Consider the following 17,639-nt stretch of genomic DNA (forward strand, 5'->3'; position numbering starts at 1 on the left):
AAAAAGACGACACAGCGATGTGTCGTTTTTTTTCGTCGAAAAATGTGATTATTTTTCAATATCTTGCTAAAGTCATTAATTGCTAGGGCTATGCTGTTGGTATTTGATTTGTATCAAGACAGCTTGAGCATTGAATTGCTATTCTTCAACTATACTTTTATCAACTGAGTGAGATCATGACTTTAATTAAAGAAAATACTTACAACTACCGTGTTGTACGACAATTTTCTGTCATGGCAGTTGTTTGGGGCGTTGTTGGCATGCTGGTTGGTGTGCTGATTGCTTCACAACTTGCCTGGCCAGAATTCTTAGGAGGCATTCCATGGCTGAGTTATGGCCGCTTGCGACCCTTGCATACCAACGCCGTTATTTTTGCCTTCGGTGGCTGTGCTTTGATGGGTACTTCCTATTACGTAGTGCAGCGTACCTCGAACGTGCGTCTGTTCGCTGGCTGGTTGGCTGAGTTTACGTTTTGGGGTTGGCAGTTAGTGATCTTGGCGGCCGCAATCTCCCTGCCTTTAGGTTATACCCAAGGTAAAGAATACGCAGAACTTGAATGGCCTATCGATATTTTGATCGCCTTGGTTTGGGTTGCGTATGCGGTTGTGTTTTTCGGCACCTTGGCCAAACGAAAAGTTGAACACATCTACGTTGCCAATTGGTTTTATGGCGCCTTTATCGTGGCCGTAGCTGTGCTGCATATCGTTAATAGCGCAGCGATCCCTGTCTCCTTCATGAAATCCTACTCCGCGTATGCCGGGGTGCAGGATGCAATGGTGCAGTGGTGGTATGGCCACAATGCGGTAGGTTTCTTTTTAACAGCTGGCTTTTTAGGAATGATGTACTACTTTATTCCTAAACAAATCGAGCGCCCTGTGTATTCGTATCGCCTCTCTATTGTCCACTTCTGGGCCCTGATTTTTACTTACATGTGGGCGGGACCGCATCATTTGCACTACACCGCTTTGCCTGATTGGGCGCAATCTATTGGTATGGTATTTTCCTTGATTTTGCTGGCACCTTCCTGGGGCGGTATGGTCAACGGTATCATGACCTTGTCTGGCGCATGGAGTAAATTGCGTTCCGATCCAATCCTGCGCTTCTTGATCGTGTCCTTGTCGTTCTACGGTATGTCCACGTTTGAAGGTCCGATGATGGCGATCAAAACTGTCAATGCCTTGTCTCACTATACTGATTGGACTGTCGGTCACGTTCACTCCGGTGCTTTGGGTTGGGTAGGGTTCATCACTATGGGTAGTTTGTATTATTTGATTCCCCGTTTGTTTGGCTTGACGCAAATGTATAGCAAGCGTTTGATCGAGATTCATTTCTGGATCGCTACCATCGGTGTGGTTCTGTATATCGCATCCATGTGGATTGCTGGCGTGATGCAAGGCTTGATGTGGCGCGCAGTTAATGAAGATGGCACTCTGACTTACACATTTATTGAGAGTGTCAAGGCGACATTCCCTTACTACGTGATTCGTATGGTTGGTGGCTTGATGTATCTGAGTGGCATGATCATCATGGCGTATAACGTCGCAAAAACTATCATGGCTGCCAAGCCTGTAAATAATGCGATTCCTGCCTTGCCTCATGTGTCAGCACATGCTTGAGTCAGCCAAATCAACAGGAGAATACTGATGCGAAATTTTACACACGATTTAATTGAACGTAATGTCGGCTTGTTACTGGTGCTGGTGATTTTAACCATCAGCGTCGGTGGCTTGGTTGAAATCGTTCCTTTGTTTTTTCAAAAATCAACCACCGAAGCGGTCGAAGGTATGAAGCCGTATTCGGCCCTGCAATTGACTGGCCGCGACATTTATCTGCGTGAGGGTTGTTACGCTTGTCACTCGCAAATGATACGTCCATTCCGCGCAGAGACTGAACGTTATGGTCATTATTCGGTTGCCGGTGAATCCGTTTACGATCACCCGTTTCAATGGGGAAGTAAGCGTACCGGTCCTGATTTGGCACGTGTTGGTGGTCGCTACAGCGATACCTGGCACCGCGATCATTTGAATAATCCACGTGCCGTGGTGCCAGAATCAAATATGCCGGCGTACTCATGGTTGGAAAAAACTAAGTTGGATCCCGCCGAAATTACCCCGAAATTTAAGGCTATGAAGACCTTGGGTGTGCCGTACACGGATCAACAAGTGAAAGACGCAGCATCTGAATTGGTGGATAAAACTGAGATGGATGCGGTTGTTGCTTACTTGCAGATTTTGGGTACTGCAATCAAAAACAAAAATTAAAGCGCATTGATCACTTTTTAGGGAGTAAATATGAATTTCACGATACTCAGCAGCATAGTGACAGTGGTTAGCATGGTGGTTTTTCTTGGCATTATTTATTGGGCCTTTAGCTCAAAGAATAAGGCGCGCTTTGAAGAAATAGGGCGCATGCCAATTGATAACGATAACGGGAAATAGTCATGGCAGATTTTTTTAATGAAGGATGGAGTATTGCGATTGCGGTCGTGGTGCTCATCAGTATTGCGGCCTGCGGTTTATTGTTGTGGTCGCAATCAAAAGTGAAGGTGAAGCTGGGTAATGATGGCAAGCCATTACCAGCCGGAACAACTGGCCACGTATGGGACGTTGATTTGATGGAGCAAAATAATCCACTGCCACGTTGGTGGATGTGGTTGTTCTATCTCACCATCATCTATGCAGTAGGCTATCTAATCGTGTATCCAGGCTTGGGTAGTATGCAAGGTAGCTTTGGCTGGAGCCAAGCGGGGGCCTACGAGAAAGAAATTAAAGATGGTGAGCAGCAGTACGGTCCCATATTCAATAAATTTATGAATATGGATATACCAGCTGTCGCAAAAGATGAACAGGCAAGAGAAATTGGTCAGCGCCTATTTTTAAATAATTGCGCCCAATGTCATGGTTCGGATGCCCAAGGTGGCAAGGGTTACCCTAACTTAGCAGATAACGACTGGTTGTATGGCGGCGATCCTGAAACTATTAAGACGAGTATCTTAAATGGCCGTCACGGACAGATGCCACCAATGGCGGCTGCAGTAGGCTCAGAAGATGATGTGCGTAATTTGGCGAACTACGTCATGAGTTTATCGAATTCTGCGCATGATCCGATTAAGGCTTCGTTGGGTAAATCTAAATTTATGGCTTGCGCCGCATGTCATGGCGCGGAAGGTAAGGGCACCCAGGCATTGGGTGCACCGAATCTGACCGATAAAATTTGGCTGTATGGCGGTGGAGTCGACAATGTAATGGAAACCATCAACAAGGGACGCAGCAATCAAATGCCTGCTCACAAAGCTTTGTTAGGTGAGGCGAAGGTACATTTGTTGGCCGCTTATGTCTGGGGCTTGTCGAATAATTCTGCGGTCGCTGTTACTCAAGCAGAAGCTGGCGCTATCAAGCAAATTGCCAATGCCGCTGTAGAGAAGTAAGCTAGTAGTGATTTAGAAGTAATTTTAAAACAGTTTGATATAAAAATGAAAATTATACCGATAGTCCCGGCGCCCATGACAGAAGTTGAATTGGCGTTGTTTGAGGAGCGTAGGAAGATCTATCCTCGCTCACAAAAAGGCTGGTTCTCCTCGTGGCGCTGGGTATTGGTATTTTTCACTCAAATTTTATTTTATGGAGGGGCTTGGCTACATTGGAATGATAGGCAAGCCGTTCTGTTTGATCTGACCACGCGCAAATTTTATATTTTCGGCTTGGTTTTATGGCCGCAAGATTTCATCTATCTTGCTGTGCTATTAGTTATTTCTGCTTTATCCCTGTTTCTATTTACTGCCATAGCAGGGCGTCTATTTTGCGGCTATGCTTGTCCGCAAACGGTATATACCGAAATCTTCATGTGGATAGAAAAGAAGATAGAGGGCGATAGAAATGCGCGTATCAAACTCGATGACGCACCCATGTCTGTGCGTAAATTTTCTCTGAAGTCGTCTAAGCATCTGGCTTGGCTGGCGCTTTCGCTCTGGACTGGATTTACCTTTGTTGGCTATTTCACACCCATCCATGTTTTGGCACAAGAAGTGTTTGCCTTCACACTCGGGCCTTGGGAATATTTTTGGATCTTGTTTTATGGCTTTGCAACCTATGGCAATGCCGGCTTCATGCGTGAGCAAGTCTGTAAATATATGTGCCCGTATGCGCGCTTTCAAAGTGCGATGTTTGATAAAGATACCTTAATCGTTACTTACGATACTGCCCGCGGAGAGCCGCGCGGCTCGCGCAATAAGAAAGTTGATTTTAAGGCTGAGGGCTTAGGTTCTTGTGTCGATTGTGGTATCTGTGTACAAGTCTGCCCGACTGGCATCGATATCCGTAATGGCTTGCAATATGAGTGTATCGCCTGCGGCCTGTGCATTGACGGCTGCGATCAAGTCATGGATAAAATGGCTTATCCGCGCGGTTTGATACGCTATACCACCGAGCATGCGCTGGAGCGCAAACTCGACAATAAGTCTATGTGGAGGCGGGTGTTCCGTCTGCGCACTCTAATTTACGGCAGCATATTAGGCCTGATTATTTTAGTCGCCGCCTTATCCCTGGCCTACCATGTGCCACTAAAGGTTGATGTGATGCGCGACCGTAGCATGCCTAAAGTGACGGATACGGGGGCGATCGAGAACGTGTATCGCTTGCAAATTACCAATTCGCATGAAGAAGCGCATAAATATGTGATCTCAGTGAAAGGTGCGGCTGGTATTGAGATTGTAAATCAGACCGAAATTGAAGTGGCGGCGGCATCGGTGATCCCTTTCCCGGTAAGGGTACGGATACCTGCTGGAGCGGCCGAGATCGGTTCCAACAGAATACGTTTTGTGATCCAAGATATAAATGTGCCGAAGATTAATGTGACCGAAAAAGCTGTATTTTTGGTACCCAAATAGGAATAAATATGAATTCAATATTGCTGCAGCAAAAAATAAAAAAAGATATTTGGTACAAGGAGCCGTGGCTGCTCTTGGTCGTCGGCGGTCCTTTGATCGTAGTTTGCGCCAGCTTGATTACTGGTTTTATCGCATTCCGAGGCGCTGATAAGGTCGTTTCTGAGGATTATTACAAGCAAGGTTTAATGATCAATAAAGATATACAACGCGACGCCAAGGCGCGTGCGCTGGCACTTTCCGCGAACCTCACGCTTGATCTGGCGGCTGGTAAGTTGAAGATGCGACTGAGCGCAAATCAGGCTATGCCAGACCTGGTACAGGTGAGTCTGGCCAGCGCCGATAACAAGACCTCTGCTGTGAACGAGGTGATACATCGTTTGCCTATGCAGCAAATACAGCCAGGTAGTTACGAAGGCGATTTGAATTCATCATCGAATTTATCGATAGCTGCGGTAAAATTGTTGCATGTCAAAGTAGAGACCACGGAGTGGCGTTTAACTGGCGATTGGTTTGAGCCGGTGCAAAGGCAAGTGCAATTAGCTGCTGCGAAATAAAGCCATCTCCTTGGTTTTTGAAATAAATAGCCATTAGAAGGAGACAGAATTTGAACCACAGCAATTCTACTTATACCAGCCCACAGCTACGCTCGCTGTTGATGATCGTTTTGTGGCCCGCTTTTTTGATGGCCTGTGTGGCAACCGGTCTGTTTTTTAGCTTGGTTGATCCTATGGAGTTGATCGTTCTGGATGAGCGTATCAAGGTGCATGCTCTGGGCGCCTACACCATAGGTTTTTTTGCTTTTTGGATGTTAGGAATTCTGTCCAGTGGATTGACTGCTTTGCTAGTGCAAAAATCGCGGTAAGCACGCCTCTTACTAAAGAAAAAATGAAGGGTGATGCGACTTTACTCAGACCAGTTTTAGGAGTTTTTAGGCAGTTCTGTCCTTACTCTGAGAGCTTGGTACCAAACTCTCTTTCCCCTCCGACTATCGCTTCAGCGCTGTATACTTTGCCCTATCAGCGACGCGCGGCTGTGCTGCGTTGTTGCTTAAGTGCGTAAGCTAAGCGCAGGTTGCCAGCTTCACTTCACCGCATATCGAGCCGTTAATATGATTACCTTACCCTTAGCCCTTGCCGCACTCAGTGCGGGTGCTGTCGGTGGCGTGCATTGCGTGGGTATGTGTGGCGGTATCGCTACTCTGCTGTCTCAAAAAGCACCTACCGGCACAAAGGTAATTCCGATTGTCGACACCACTGCGCGAATTAATTCTAGCGCTTGCAGTAGTAAGCCCACTCCGAATACTCGGCGCTATCAATTTTTACTGCACAGTGGGCGGCTGCTGACTTATATGTTGATAGGTGCAGTCTTCGGTGCGATGGGCGCTGCCGGTGTCATCATCAAACCCTATCTACCGGTGCAGCAGATTTTTTATGTCATGGGTAACCTGGCATTGTTGTTACTGGGTTTGCGCTTACTGGGGTTTAGACCTGCGCTGATATTTTTTGATACCGTGGGTAATTTTGTGCTGCGTATCGCGCACGCCTTGATGCCTAGCATGCTGAGCGGCTCACCTTATCCATTTTTGCTAGGAATGAGTTGGGGCTGTTTGCCTTGTGGCTTACTCTTAGGGATCGCGCCGTTTGCATTTTTATCGGGCGATGCCTACTCCGGCGCCTTGTTGATGCTCTTGTTTGGACTGGCGGCGTTACCGCACCTCTTACTGGTGCAAAGCATGCAAAAGTGGACGCGACAGGGCGGCTATTTCGGCTCAGTTCGAGCGATCAGCGCAACGCTACTCATACTGATTGCACTGTTTGGATTATGGCATTTCGATATGCAGGATATGCCAGGATTTTTATGCATCACCCCAGCACGATAGGCTGTTCTTGTTTTAGCCAGTACTCCTCGCCGCAATCTGGCGGTTGAAATAGGAATATTTTTTAGGCATAGGCCCAGCGCCCAGTATCCATGCGGGTTTCCAGCCATCCTGGTCTACCGGGCGCGTGGGTATTGCGTAAGCGGAGGGGGGCTAAAAATTGTTTAAAGGCGATGGGGCTTTAAACTTGGGACTTAGATAGGAACAAATTCAGGCGCTAATGTTGATCACTGTGCCGAGTAATTCATCAGCGGTCTTAACGATTTTTGCAGAAAAATCAAATCCGAATTGAGACTGTATAGCACTGACCAATTCATCGGCAAGCTCCGTGCCGCTTGCCGCAGTGCTGGTGTCGAGAGTCTCTGCTGTGGCCGTTTGTGCCGCTAAACTACCTTCTTTGCTGATAGTCACGAGCACGCCACCGGTCTTTGATTCTTGAAATTGAGTCTGCTGCGGCACAAAGCCAGCGGTGTTGGCATTGGCAATATTGTGCGCACTACTGTCGAGTGCGCCTTGATAGGCTTTTAATCCGGAGAGACCCGTGTTGAGGGCGGTGATAGACATAATACAGTCCTAGTTAGCAGGTAACACAAGAGTACATCGAAATATAGACAACTGCCAGTCAATTATATTTCTTAGCGAAAATTGTTTTGTGCGTCTAGGTCTTCGGATAGCGGAATGCTAATTTTTAGGCTCGTGCCCTCACCGAGCACGCTGCTAAGCTCAAATCGGCCATGCATGGCCTTGACCCGCTCGCGCATCCCTACCAGACCGAAAGAGCTGACCTTATGCATATCGGTTTCCTCTATCCCTTGGCCATTGTCATTTATGCTAAATTCAAGAGACTCAGGCGTGCGATTAAATTCTATTTGTACTTCACTGGCTTTCGAATGGCGCACCACATTGGTTAAGGATTCTTGAATGATTCTAAAGATTGCCGTACTGTGTGCATCGTCCAGCATCAGTTGCTCCTCATTGGCTCGTAATTCGCAGTCGATACCGTGGCGAGCTGAAAAATCTTTCCTCAGGGTCTGCAGCGCAAAAAATAGACCGCCCTCATCCAATGCGCGTGGACGTAAATCGGTAGCAATGCGACGCAGCGTGGTAATCGAGGTGAGGATTAATTGATCCATGCTGGCGATGTTCTTTTGTGATTTCTCACTAATCAGGCTATCTCTTTGCAGTAGTGATAAATCCATCCTTAAGGCGGCAAGTAATTGCCCTAAGTCGTCATGCAATTCTCTGGCTATATGTTTGCGCTCTTCTTCCCGTATTGACTGCAAAGCGGAGGAGAGTTGACTCAATTGCGTGTGGTTTTGCGCAATTTTTTCTTTTGCCAGTTTGCGTTCCGTAATATCGCGAAAAATCACGGTGTAATAGCGTTGCCCATTTTCTATTAAGCTAGAAATCGATGCCTCAATCGGAAACTCGCTACCATCCGAGCGTAGGCCCGTCACATAAAAGTCGTCAAAATCGGTTCCCATTTTGCGTCTGGTAACGCCTGTTTCACCAAATTTTTTGACATGCGTGTCATGTGCAGCGCGATGCCTGCTGGGGATGACCTGATTGAGCGAACTACCGATCAATTCTTCCACGGTATTGCCAAAAAGGGCGGCAGCAGCTGGATTGACTAAGATCATTTTGTGCTCTTCATCAATGGTGATGATGCCATCGATTGCGGTTTCTATGATGCCGGCCAGACGCCTTTTATGACGCTGCAATTCTTCTGTTGTTGCCACTAAATTTTTACTTGCCTCGGAGAGCGTCGCGTATGGTCCGTGAATGTTGATTGCGACCATGCTGCGGTAGATTGCCAGTGCTGAAATGACTTGAAAAACATGGCCAATAACGACAAATATTTCATTCGCATTAATGTACAGCGAAAAATAAACTTCGGACATCGCCATCATGGCACTGGCTAAAAATAAATGTGCTCGATTGATCTGTAAATGCTCACCCGGTAGTGCTTTCGGGAAGGCGCGCGCTTGCTTGAATAGAAGCGACGCGGTAATAATGTTGATGCAAATAATCAGGATTTCGCAGTTAATTTTAAAAGCCGTTTGGCCACTGCCCTCTACATAGCTGGACGGTAAATAATCAGGTCGTATGAAAATAAGCAGGGAAGTCGCTAGTGTCAGGAATACTCCTGCCGTCAGGAAGCGTCGCGATGTTTTTGGGGAAACCGCGGCATCACCGAAATTGATTGCGAGTCCAAGCAAAGTGGCGGTCACGATGGCGCGTGATAGTAGCCAAAAGCTGAGCGACTTATGCATGTCATTGGCAGCCAGAAATCCGGGCATGCCTTGAAAACTAATGGCATGAAAGAAGCCAAAGATGGCGGTGCATAAAAAAGCCACTGCCAGTATCACGCTATTTTTTTTTCTTATCTCGTCGAAAGCGTTCCAGCAGACAATAAACACCGATGAAAATAGTACTATCGTCGCAGTTTCCAGCGCCGTATGCAGTGGCAAAGCGGCGGGCACTTGGAAGTTACTGATGGCTGCGGTGTTGGCCCACAAGAATACAGATACTAACAAGAGTACAAAGATAATCCAGCCGGCGCGTTGTAGTTCTTTGGGTGTTGATGTGATCATAGATAAGCGTAATATAGTGCCGATGTTGCTGGTGACGGGGTGGGTATTTTAGGGCGCTTTTCGTGGCTTGTCTGGATATTTTCTTGGCGCGCAGAGTAGGTGGGAAATCCATACGAGGCTAAGCCATGTCGCGATTAAAAAAGGCGCCCTATTTGGCGCCTGTCTAAGTAGTGTCCTAGCCCATTTTTAATGGGACATGAATACCGGTATCGTCATACTCTCTAAAATAGTTCTGGTGACGCCACCCATGATCATTTCTCGGAAGCGCGAGTGACCATAGCCGCCCATTACCAACATATCACTATCTAAGTCGTGTGATAAAGACAAAATCGCGTTACCGATGTCGGTTGAGGTCTTATGCACTGAAACTTCTACTTTAATGCCGTGACGCGCCAGAAATAAGGCGATATCAGCCCCAGGCTGCTCGCCATGAGCGTCAGGCTTTGCGCTAGGATTAAATAGTGCCACCTGCACCAGATCAGCCCGCTTCAGCAAAGGAATTGCATCGGTCACCGCTCGGGTCGACTCGCGACTGGCATCCCATGAGATCAGAGGGCGCTTCGCGATACTGGTAAAGTCACCCGCATAAGGAATAATCAGAGCTGGTCGACCAGAATTCATGACGATATACTCTGGAAAATCAGACAGTACTGAGGGCGAGGGTTCATCGCGATTAGTCTGACCTAACACGACTAGATCACTATATCGCGCCAGTAAGCCTATGCCACCGCCAGCTTCATCATTGGAAATCATACTTTCGTAAGAGTTAACCCCCGACTCTGTGGCGACGGTTTTAAATCCAAGTATGGCTTTTTCCGCGCGCTCGCGCAGAAATTTTAAGTGTATCGCCAGATTTGGATCGCTTGCGCTGATGTTGCCGTCTTGGTAGATAAAGCGTGAGACACCTGTCACTGCAGTACCGATCAAATGGGCGTCTTCATTCTTGGCTAACTCGGATGCTATGCGTACCCTCAGATCGGAACGACTAGATTCATCCACGTGTACTAGTATGGTCTTGTATGACATGTTTCCCCCTTGTGAATAAGGCAAATTATCTAGGATATGTTAGCTTAATTCTTAATTCTTAATTATTAGTCATTAATCATTAATTTAAAGCACCGGCTAGTTCTGGTGACCATTGAGGTAAAAGATTTTTAGAGACCAGCGCGGACACCTTTTCGCTCATCTTTTCACTGACTATTTTACTCACTTTAATCCGTGATTTGCTCGGTGGCAGTCGGCGTAAGGCTTTTAATGAAACTGGGTCTATGATGCCGATCTGTCTTTGGTCGACTGTGATCAATCCTAATTCATTGAATGCTGAAAGTGTGCGGCTGACGGTCTCTAGCGTCAAACCCAGATAACTTCCGATTTCGTGGCGTGTCATACGCAGATTAAATACCTTGTTTGAATAGCCCAATTGACCGAAGCGCTCACCAAGATTGGTAAGGAAGCGCGCAACTTTGGCTTCCGCGCTCAAGCTGCTAAGCATACTAATCATCGCTTGTTCGCGCACCAGTTCGCGACTCATTGCACTAAACATGGCTTGTTCTAGTTCTGCGTAAGTACGACCCAGAGCTGAAAATGTTTTGTAAGGAATTAAAATAACATCGCAATCTGAAAGCGCCACCGCCTCAGAGGCGTGACGTTGAGTGTAGATCGCATCGATACCCAAGAGGTCGGCTTTCATGGGGAAACTGAGAACTTGTTCATTGCCGTATTCGTCGATCAAGACGGTCTTAAGAAAACCAGAGTTGACTATGTAAAGGTTCTCGAATTGCTGCCCTATGGTATGAATTCTTTGTCCAGCCTTGTAACGCACATGCTGAAATAGGGCATCTTCGTTGTGGGAGTTGGTCGGTGTTGGTATGTGAAGTAATTCACATACCTCATGTAAAGTTGACCATAAACTACCCTGGCAACGCCATCCCGCATCGTTAGATAGCACAGGGAAGTTGAGCGCGGCTGCTGGCAAATCTGTCGTTCTTGCTGGTGTAGAAATAGCGGACATGGTATCGACCTTAGGGTAAATGATTAATTTAAATTCGGTGAGAGTTGCGGCTGTTGCCAATCGTGCAAAATGCCTGGTATTTGTTCAAAATCTGTAGATTTATCCAAAAAACCATCCGCACCAGCGCGTAGCGCTTGCACTCGATTGGCTTCCGTTGAGTGATTCGTTAAGACCACAACTTTAATTTCAGGGTTACTGAGTTTGATGTTTTTGAGTAGTTGCAGGCCATTTCCGTCGCTTAATTGCACGTCAAGTATCATGGCTTCGGTATCGCTGGCGAGAATCGCCGCATAGGCTGCCTGAACTTCTCCGGAAACCCCTACCACGTGAATATCTGGCAGTTCCTCAACAAACCGTATCAAACGGTTTTGTATATACGGTGAGTCTTCAACGATAAACAAGTTCATGTGGGCGATTTTCAATAATGTGGTGCAATAGACTTCTTGCGTACCGACATTATCGTCAATGCATGCTTTGATTTAAATCAGGGTTTGCTGATTTAAAGTGTGGGAGTTTGAGATGGGGGTGTAGGAGTTTTCCTACACTGCGCGCATGGAAGCGGCGATCATTGCAATCGCAGCGCGTTTAAATCAGATTGTGCGCCACCGCGTATTGGACTAAATCGGACAGGGTGTTTCTGTCCATTTTCTGCATGATACGTGTTTTGTGGGTGCTGACAGTTTTGACGCTCAAATGCAAAAGCTCTGCGATTTCCGTAATCGATTTTCCTTTGACCAAATACCCAAATACCTCGAACTCTCGATCCGATAAGAGCGAGTGTGGATGCTCATTATCGGCCGGCATGGCCGACATGGCTAATTGTTCGGCGACCTCTATACTGATGTAAGGGCGGCCAGATGCCACTTTGCGCAGCGCGGTGACCAATTGGGTTCCTGCGCTCTCTTTAGTCAGGTAGCCACGGGCCCCGGCGCGTATAGTGCGCACCGCGTATTGTTCTTCTTCGTGCATGGTGAGCACAAGTATTGGCAGCTTCGGCATCTCGTCTTTGATTTGGCGGATCAAATCTACACCGCTGCGACCCGGCATGGAAAGATCCATTAGCAAGACATCAAAATTGCCCAACCTGGCCTTTTCTAAGGTGTCGTGTCCGTCTATCGCTTCTCCGACGACCTGTATGTCCTCTACACCCTCAAGTATGCGTTTTAAGCCTTCTCGCATGATAGTGTGGTCGTCGGCGATTAAAATTCGAATCATGTGGGTGTTTTCAGTTGCGGGGGAGGTTGGTCTATCGCGGTGTCGCTAGGATCAGAGCGCAATTGTAACGTACAAAGAACGCTATGCTGGCGTTCAATGAGTTTGCACTAAATTGCGGTATGCGAATTACCAGACGATGCGCATGCGAAATTGGCGACCCTTAATATTGCTACGACTAAGCTTATCTAGGGTGTCATCGGCCACTCGTCTATCAATTGCAACATAGGTCATAAATTCAAAGACATTGATTTTTCCTACCTGCTCTTTGCTTAAACCCACATCTCCGGTTAATGCACCTAATAAATCACCTGGGCGCAGCTTGTCTTTTTTACCTCCCATAATGCAAATGGTGGTCATTGGGGCTTGCAATGCTTCTTCAGAGTTGACGCTCAGTTGCTCCAGGTCTTGCCATTGCACAGGCGCATTCTGATATTCCTCTATCAGTTTCACCCATTTTTTTTCATTCGCTGCGGCCAAGCTGAGTGCTAAGCCTTTTTCTCCGGCACGGCCGGTACGACCTATGCGATGGATGTGGACCTCGGTGTCTTTAGAGACATCGACGTTGATTACCGCACCCAAGGTTTGTATATCGAGCCCACGTGCGGCGACATCCGTGGCAACTAGTACCGAACAGCTTTGGTTGGAAAATAAAACCAAAATCTCATCGCGTTCCCGCTGTTCCAGATCGCCATACAGGGCTAGCGCGTTAATGCCTTGTTGTTGCAGTTCTTCGGCTAGTTCGCGGCAATGAATTTTGGTATTGCAAAATGCGAGGGTAGAGACGGGTCTATAGTGTTTGAGTAATTGAGCAACTGCGGCATTTCGATTGTCAGGCGTTACGGCATAAAAAATTTGCTCGATCTGGCTCGTTGCGTGTTGACTTTCAACCTTGATTTCGGCTGGTTCGCGTAGAAATTGCTCACTGGCTTTTCTAATATTATCCGGGTAGGTGGCTGAAAATAATAGCGTCTGGCGACGTGGTGAGCAGGCGGCAACTATGCCCACGATATCCTCATAAAAACCCATATCGACCATACGATCGGCTTCATCGAGCACCAAGGTTTGGACGGTAGATAGTTTGATGCTGCCGCGACCTATGTGATCGAGCAGGCGACCAGGTGTGCCCACCACGATGTGCGCGCCATGCTCTAAAGATGCCATTTGTGGACGCATCGGAGTTCCTCCGCACAAAGTCAAGACTTTGATATTCTCAGCAAAACGAGCGAGTCTGCGTATCTCATTGGAAACCTGATCCGCCAGTTCGCGGGTTGGGCAGATTACCAGTGCCTGAATGGCAAAATAGCTGGGATTGAGTTTGGCCAATATGCCAATTCCAAACGCTGCGGTTTTTCCGCTGCCAGTTTTCGCCTGCGCGATCAGGTCACGTTGCTCCAATATGATGGGCAGACTCGCTGCCTGTATCGGCGTCATCTGGGTGTAGCCTAGACTGTCGAGATTGCGGATCAGCTCGGGAGCCAGCGCTAGAGTGGAAAAAGTTGAGGTCATGACGGACATTCTGTATAGAGGTAAAACATGAATACTTCAGCAGCGAAGTCTAGCAGCTACCGTAGGCCTGCACCAGCGCTTGTTGTTGAAGGTATTTGGCACGCAGCAGGTTTTTTGATTAGGAATAGAAATTTTCTAAAAGTAATCGAGGACTAAATTGTTTGTTAGGTCGACTGCCAGACCGGTAGTCCGGATTGATCTAGTTGGGGATCATTGCACCAGACAGGTAAACCTGTCTGGTCACTCTCGCCTAAAGGCTCAAGCAAATCGAGCTGACTATATATTGCAGTTTTCACTTTAGCATTGCGCACTAAACCAGGTTTTTTTTCTACTTGTGGTGGAGCTGGCAGGGCAGAAAGATCGAAACCCGGTAATTCTAAGGTGGTGTAATCCTTAACATCTCTCATGTTCGAATAAATTGGCTTTGTGAATGAAAATAGCTGATCGCTAGAAACGATAAAGCCGTTGATTTTTTGAAAAATCAACGGCTTTAAATGTTTGGTTGCGGGGACAGGATTTGAACCTATGACCTTCGGGTTATGAGCCCGACGAGCTGCCAGACTGCTCCACCCCGCGTCTGAGGAACCGAAGTATATAGAGAATTGTTGATTGCCACAAGTAATAGCTCAATATATTTTTCTAAAGATATGAACAAGAAAATTCTGGTGCTGAATTGATCTATGTTTTCCTTGAGCGGGCGCAGTAATCTATCACGCGAAGTGTTAGGGAACTTACTAGTTTGAGTGCATAATAATCATCTTTTATTTATCTCAAATCCTATTATTAATATCTCGAATGGCAACACCATGAATTTATATGCACTGAGTGATGAGATAAGTCGTCTTCATCCCGAGGCCAGTGCTTTGGTTGGGGCTCCTCAGGTCGAGGTGTTAGCCTCACTCGCATGGTATTTGCGTCAATTAGATAGTCAAGCTTCGCTAGCTTTAATAGAAGAAGCTGAGTACTTAATCACTAGTGGCAGTTTGCCGGAAGATCAATCTCGTGTCGTACGAAGTCGTCTGCTATTAACGCAAGCCGAAATTGCCGCCTTAACTAGAGACTTTGAGCTCGCTGAACAATTGCTGTTAGCTGCCAGGGCGGGTTTTGTATTGCAAGCTGATGTGACAGGTGAAGGCGATAGTTATTTGGTGGAGAGTGTGCTCGCGCTGGAGCAAGGTGATATGAAGCGCGCGCTCAGTGCGAGCCAATCTGCATTGAGCCGCTTTGAACAAGGCTGTGAGCTTTTACGTATATTGCTGGCGCAGGCATGGCATATTTATCTCTTAGCTTTTTCTGAGCCTGAACGGGCGCGTAAAGATTTGATGTTGTTAGTCAGTACAAATGAGCTGAAACATCCGGCCCTGGCTGCGCTGATTGCGGCTACGCAAGCTGAATTGCTATTTACTACCGAAGTGGCTAGATCTGCAGTGCTGTATTCGCAAGCGAGTGAGTTAGCGCAAAAAGCAGGCTTAATACGATTGGCGATTATGGCTGCCTGTAATGCGGGAGTGGCGCTGCAAAAGCTCGGCGATTTTGATGCTGCAGCCACTTCTTATGACTGGGCTGTCACGCGCGCGCGTAAAACTGAATGGCCTTTGATGATCGCCTTTAGTTTGATGCGCTTTGGTGAACTATTACGCCACTTAAATCGACTCGAGCAAAGTCAGCAAGTGTTGGAGGAATCGCTGCAAGGCTTGATTGCAAGTAATCATGGAATACATACTGCGATCGCCCAAGCTGAATTGGGAACCACCTTGTTATTGCGAGGGCTGCCGAAACAGGCCGCGGCTTATTTTGATACGGCGATAGCACTGTATCGGGCCGCTGGTTCCAGGGGGAATCTGGCTGAGCATTTGATTAGCCAGGCACGTGCTTTGTCAGCAGCGGGCGAACCGATGGCCGCACTGATGGCGATCGATGAAGCACGCCAGCTGATCATTGAGTTGTCTAGCGATACTTTACATATTGATTTACGCGTCGCACTCGCAGAAATTTATGCTCGTCATGAGTTGCCATATTCGTTTGAGATCGCCGCACCGAATTTGGTTTTACATTTTTTGGAGGAGGCACTCATTGTTGGCAATGGCTTGCAGGGATGGCAAGCGCCAGCAACATTATTGTTGTCGCTGGCAGAAGCTTGGTCCGCCGTGCAACAAGGGAAGAAGGCGTTTGAATACGCAAAAAAAGCGATTGCAGCTGACCGTCGCGAACGCAATAAGCAAGCCGAAAATTGGGCGACGTTAATGCAAGTGAGGCATGAGACCGAACGCGCCAAGGCCGATGCTATCCATCATCAGCAAATGGCGAGTGCATCACTGGAAACCTCGCAGACTTTAAAGCTGTTGGCTAAAGTTGGACAAGAGATTACTGCGGACTTGAACTTCAAAAATGTCTGTCAAAGTTTGCAGCGTCATTTAGGAAGCTTACTTGGGGCTGCGGATATATGCATCTGGTTAATAACTGCAAAAAGTGGTGAACTTGAGTTGTCGTATTGTGTGGAAGGTGGCGTCGCAATCTCGCCGACCTTATCGCCAAACGAAAACAAATTGCGCAATGCGGTTTTATGCATAGGTCAAAGGGACGAATTGGTCTGTGAGTCCGATGTATCCGCAACGAGTTCGCAAGCGAATTTGTTTGGCCCCTTGATCATTGCAGATAGAGCGTTGGGAGTGATTGCCATACAATCGACAAATGCAGGTGCATATGGCGAGCGGGAGCGACTTATCTTTAGAAGCTTGTGCGCATATGGCGCGATCGCACTTGATAATGCGTATGCGCATGACCAGCTACAAAAGACTCAGGATCAATTGGAGCTGGCCTTAAAAGAACTGGAAGAAACCAGCTTAACTGATCCGTTGACTGGACTTAAGAATCGAAGATTTCTGATTCAAAATATAGAAAATGATGTGGCGCTGTGTATTCGCCATTATCAACTTAATCCCAACGATAAAAATAGAATCCCCAAGGATGCCGATCTGCTTATGTTTTTGGTGGATTTGGATCATTTTAAACAGATTAACGATAAGTATGGACATGCTGCGGGCGATGCGGTGTTGGTGCAAATTCGCGAACGCCTGCAGCAGGTGTTTCGTGACACCGATTATCTGATACGCTGGGGCGGTGAGGAATTTTTAATCGTGGCGCGCGCAACATCGAGAGAGATTGCTGCAGACTTAGCCGAACGTGTGCGTTTGGTGGTGGCTGACAAAAATTTTCTGCTAGACGGTGATTTGCTGATTCGGCAGACTTGCTCGGTAGGATATGCGTGTTTTCCTTTCGTGACGGCGCATCCACGTGCGGTTAGTTGGCAAGAGGTGATAGATATTGCAGATATTGCCCTGTATGCAGTTAAGCATTCCGGAAGAAACGGATGGGTGGGATTGTCTGCGGAAGAACATGCATGGCCAGAATTATTACTCTGTACCTTGAAGAACGATCCGAAAGGCGCGATACTTAACAATGAACTAAAGCTGGCTACGAATAAAACACCCCAATTGGTAATAGATGCACTAACAAAAAAACAATCAATAAATTGACGAATAGTGCAATCTA

At 47.1% G+C, this 17,639-nt stretch carries 17 protein-coding genes and 1 tRNA gene; 9 read left to right on the top strand and 9 right to left on the bottom strand.

The genetic code is table 11. The features are described 5' to 3' along the window. Window positions 1-176: 176 nt before the first annotated feature. The 8 genes from ccoN to EJN92_RS16395 all read left to right on the top strand — a co-directional run bounded on the left by ccoN (window position 177) and on the right by EJN92_RS16395 (window position 6,764). On the top strand, window positions 177-1,616 hold the full coding sequence (gene ccoN / locus EJN92_RS16360) for a cytochrome-c oxidase, cbb3-type subunit I (protein WP_126128793.1): 1,440 nt from the start codon (window positions 177-179) through the stop codon (window positions 1,614-1,616). Window positions 1,617-1,643: 27 nt separating this feature from the next. Further along, window positions 1,644-2,261, top strand: coding sequence for a cytochrome-c oxidase, cbb3-type subunit II (ccoO, locus tag EJN92_RS16365; RefSeq protein WP_126128794.1), 618 nt, complete (start codon window positions 1,644-1,646; stop codon window positions 2,259-2,261). A 30-nt stretch (window positions 2,262-2,291) separates the two neighbouring features. After that, on the top strand, window positions 2,292-2,438 hold the full coding sequence (locus EJN92_RS16370) for a cbb3-type cytochrome oxidase subunit 3 (RefSeq protein WP_126128795.1): 147 nt from the start codon (window positions 2,292-2,294) through the stop codon (window positions 2,436-2,438). A gap of 2 nt (window positions 2,439-2,440) precedes the next feature. Further along, window positions 2,441-3,427: a cytochrome-c oxidase, cbb3-type subunit III gene (gene ccoP / locus EJN92_RS16375; protein WP_126128796.1), complete on the top strand. Its 987-nt coding sequence runs from the start codon at window positions 2,441-2,443 to the stop codon at window positions 3,425-3,427. A gap of 45 nt (window positions 3,428-3,472) precedes the next feature. Continuing rightward, complete coding sequence (ccoG, locus tag EJN92_RS16380; RefSeq protein ID WP_126128797.1) at window positions 3,473-4,885, top strand: cytochrome c oxidase accessory protein CcoG; 1,413 nt, start codon at window positions 3,473-3,475, stop codon at window positions 4,883-4,885. Window positions 4,886-4,893: 8 nt separating this feature from the next. Further along, on the top strand, window positions 4,894-5,439 hold the full coding sequence (locus EJN92_RS16385) for a FixH family protein (RefSeq protein ID WP_126128798.1): 546 nt from the start codon (window positions 4,894-4,896) through the stop codon (window positions 5,437-5,439). 50 nt (window positions 5,440-5,489) lie between these two features. Next, window positions 5,490-5,747, top strand: a complete 258-nt coding sequence (locus EJN92_RS16390; protein WP_227869586.1) for a hypothetical protein — start codon at window positions 5,490-5,492, stop codon at window positions 5,745-5,747. Window positions 5,748-5,993: 246 nt separating this feature from the next. Further along, window positions 5,994-6,764, top strand: coding sequence for a sulfite exporter TauE/SafE family protein (locus tag EJN92_RS16395; RefSeq protein ID WP_126128799.1), 771 nt, complete (start codon window positions 5,994-5,996; stop codon window positions 6,762-6,764). A 207-nt stretch (window positions 6,765-6,971) separates the two neighbouring features. Here EJN92_RS16395 and EJN92_RS16400 read toward each other — a convergent pair whose 3' ends face one another. The 9 genes from EJN92_RS16400 to EJN92_RS16440 form a co-directional block, all read right to left on the bottom strand. Then, on the bottom strand, window positions 6,972-7,325 hold the full coding sequence (locus EJN92_RS16400) for a flagellar basal body rod C-terminal domain-containing protein (protein ID WP_126128800.1): 354 nt from the start codon (window positions 7,323-7,325) through the stop codon (window positions 6,972-6,974). A gap of 71 nt (window positions 7,326-7,396) precedes the next feature. Continuing rightward, the gene (locus tag EJN92_RS16405) at window positions 7,397-9,355 is read right to left on the bottom strand and encodes an MASE3 domain-containing protein (RefSeq protein WP_126128801.1); all 1,959 of its coding nucleotides are present in this window, start codon (window positions 9,353-9,355) and stop codon (window positions 7,397-7,399) included. A gap of 186 nt (window positions 9,356-9,541) precedes the next feature. Beyond that, the gene (locus EJN92_RS16410) at window positions 9,542-10,381 is read right to left on the bottom strand and encodes a universal stress protein (protein ID WP_126128802.1); all 840 of its coding nucleotides are present in this window, start codon (window positions 10,379-10,381) and stop codon (window positions 9,542-9,544) included. Window positions 10,382-10,460: 79 nt separating this feature from the next. Next, a complete protein-coding gene (locus EJN92_RS16415) occupies window positions 10,461-11,366 on the bottom strand; it encodes a helix-turn-helix domain-containing protein (RefSeq protein ID WP_126128803.1) in 906 nt (301 codons plus the stop codon). A gap of 23 nt (window positions 11,367-11,389) precedes the next feature. Next, on the bottom strand, window positions 11,390-11,773 hold the full coding sequence (locus EJN92_RS16420; RefSeq protein WP_126128804.1) for a response regulator: 384 nt from the start codon (window positions 11,771-11,773) through the stop codon (window positions 11,390-11,392). 178 nt (window positions 11,774-11,951) lie between these two features. Beyond that, entirely contained in the window at window positions 11,952-12,581 is a 630-nt protein-coding gene (locus tag EJN92_RS16425; protein WP_126128805.1) for a response regulator, read from the bottom strand. Between the two features lie 126 nt (window positions 12,582-12,707). Then, complete coding sequence (gene dbpA, locus EJN92_RS16430) at window positions 12,708-14,087, bottom strand: ATP-dependent RNA helicase DbpA (protein WP_407701524.1); 1,380 nt, start codon at window positions 14,085-14,087, stop codon at window positions 12,708-12,710. Between the two features lie 164 nt (window positions 14,088-14,251). Then, window positions 14,252-14,494: a hypothetical protein gene (locus EJN92_RS16435; RefSeq protein WP_126128807.1), complete on the bottom strand. Its 243-nt coding sequence runs from the start codon at window positions 14,492-14,494 to the stop codon at window positions 14,252-14,254. Window positions 14,495-14,586: 92 nt separating this feature from the next. Continuing rightward, window positions 14,587-14,663: transfer RNA gene (locus EJN92_RS16440), tRNA-Met, on the bottom strand. A gap of 230 nt (window positions 14,664-14,893) precedes the next feature. Between EJN92_RS16440 and EJN92_RS16445 the strand changes: the two genes are divergently transcribed. Then, window positions 14,894-17,623: a GGDEF domain-containing protein gene (locus EJN92_RS16445; RefSeq protein WP_126128808.1), complete on the top strand. Its 2,730-nt coding sequence runs from the start codon at window positions 14,894-14,896 to the stop codon at window positions 17,621-17,623. Window positions 17,624-17,639: the final 16 nt, after the last annotated feature.

This window comes from Undibacterium parvum (assembly GCF_003955735.1).
Classification (GTDB): Bacteria; Pseudomonadota; Gammaproteobacteria; order Burkholderiales; family Burkholderiaceae_D; genus Undibacterium; species Undibacterium parvum.

What these genes read in the sequence shown, in the direction of transcription:
- ccoN (WP_126128793.1), top strand. Translation starts at nt 177, where the DNA reads ATGACTTTAATTAAAGAAAATACTTACAACTACCGTGTTGTACGACAA.
- EJN92_RS16395 (WP_126128799.1), top strand. Translation starts at nt 5,994, where the DNA reads ATGATTACCTTACCCTTAGCCCTTGCCGCACTCAGTGCGGGTGCTGTC.
- EJN92_RS16435 (WP_126128807.1), bottom strand. Translation starts at nt 14,494, where the DNA reads ATGAGAGATGTTAAGGATTACACCACCTTAGAATTACCGGGTTTCGAT.
- EJN92_RS16415 (WP_126128803.1), bottom strand. Translation starts at nt 11,366, where the DNA reads ATGTCCGCTATTTCTACACCAGCAAGAACGACAGATTTGCCAGCAGCC.
- dbpA (WP_407701524.1), bottom strand. Translation starts at nt 14,087, where the DNA reads ATGACCTCAACTTTTTCCACTCTAGCGCTGGCTCCCGAGCTGATCCGC.
- ccoP (WP_126128796.1), top strand. Translation starts at nt 2,441, where the DNA reads ATGGCAGATTTTTTTAATGAAGGATGGAGTATTGCGATTGCGGTCGTG.
- EJN92_RS16400 (WP_126128800.1), bottom strand. Translation starts at nt 7,325, where the DNA reads ATGTCTATCACCGCCCTCAACACGGGTCTCTCCGGATTAAAAGCCTAT.
- EJN92_RS16445 (WP_126128808.1), top strand. Translation starts at nt 14,894, where the DNA reads ATGAATTTATATGCACTGAGTGATGAGATAAGTCGTCTTCATCCCGAG.
- EJN92_RS16410 (WP_126128802.1), bottom strand. Translation starts at nt 10,381, where the DNA reads ATGTCATACAAGACCATACTAGTACACGTGGATGAATCTAGTCGTTCC.
- EJN92_RS16370 (WP_126128795.1), top strand. Translation starts at nt 2,292, where the DNA reads ATGAATTTCACGATACTCAGCAGCATAGTGACAGTGGTTAGCATGGTG.
- EJN92_RS16420 (WP_126128804.1), bottom strand. Translation starts at nt 11,773, where the DNA reads ATGAACTTGTTTATCGTTGAAGACTCACCGTATATACAAAACCGTTTG.
- EJN92_RS16385 (WP_126128798.1), top strand. Translation starts at nt 4,894, where the DNA reads ATGAATTCAATATTGCTGCAGCAAAAAATAAAAAAAGATATTTGGTAC.
- EJN92_RS16425 (WP_126128805.1), bottom strand. Translation starts at nt 12,581, where the DNA reads ATGATTCGAATTTTAATCGCCGACGACCACACTATCATGCGAGAAGGC.
- ccoG (WP_126128797.1), top strand. Translation starts at nt 3,473, where the DNA reads ATGAAAATTATACCGATAGTCCCGGCGCCCATGACAGAAGTTGAATTG.
- EJN92_RS16405 (WP_126128801.1), bottom strand. Translation starts at nt 9,355, where the DNA reads ATGATCACATCAACACCCAAAGAACTACAACGCGCCGGCTGGATTATC.
- ccoO (WP_126128794.1), top strand. Translation starts at nt 1,644, where the DNA reads ATGCGAAATTTTACACACGATTTAATTGAACGTAATGTCGGCTTGTTA.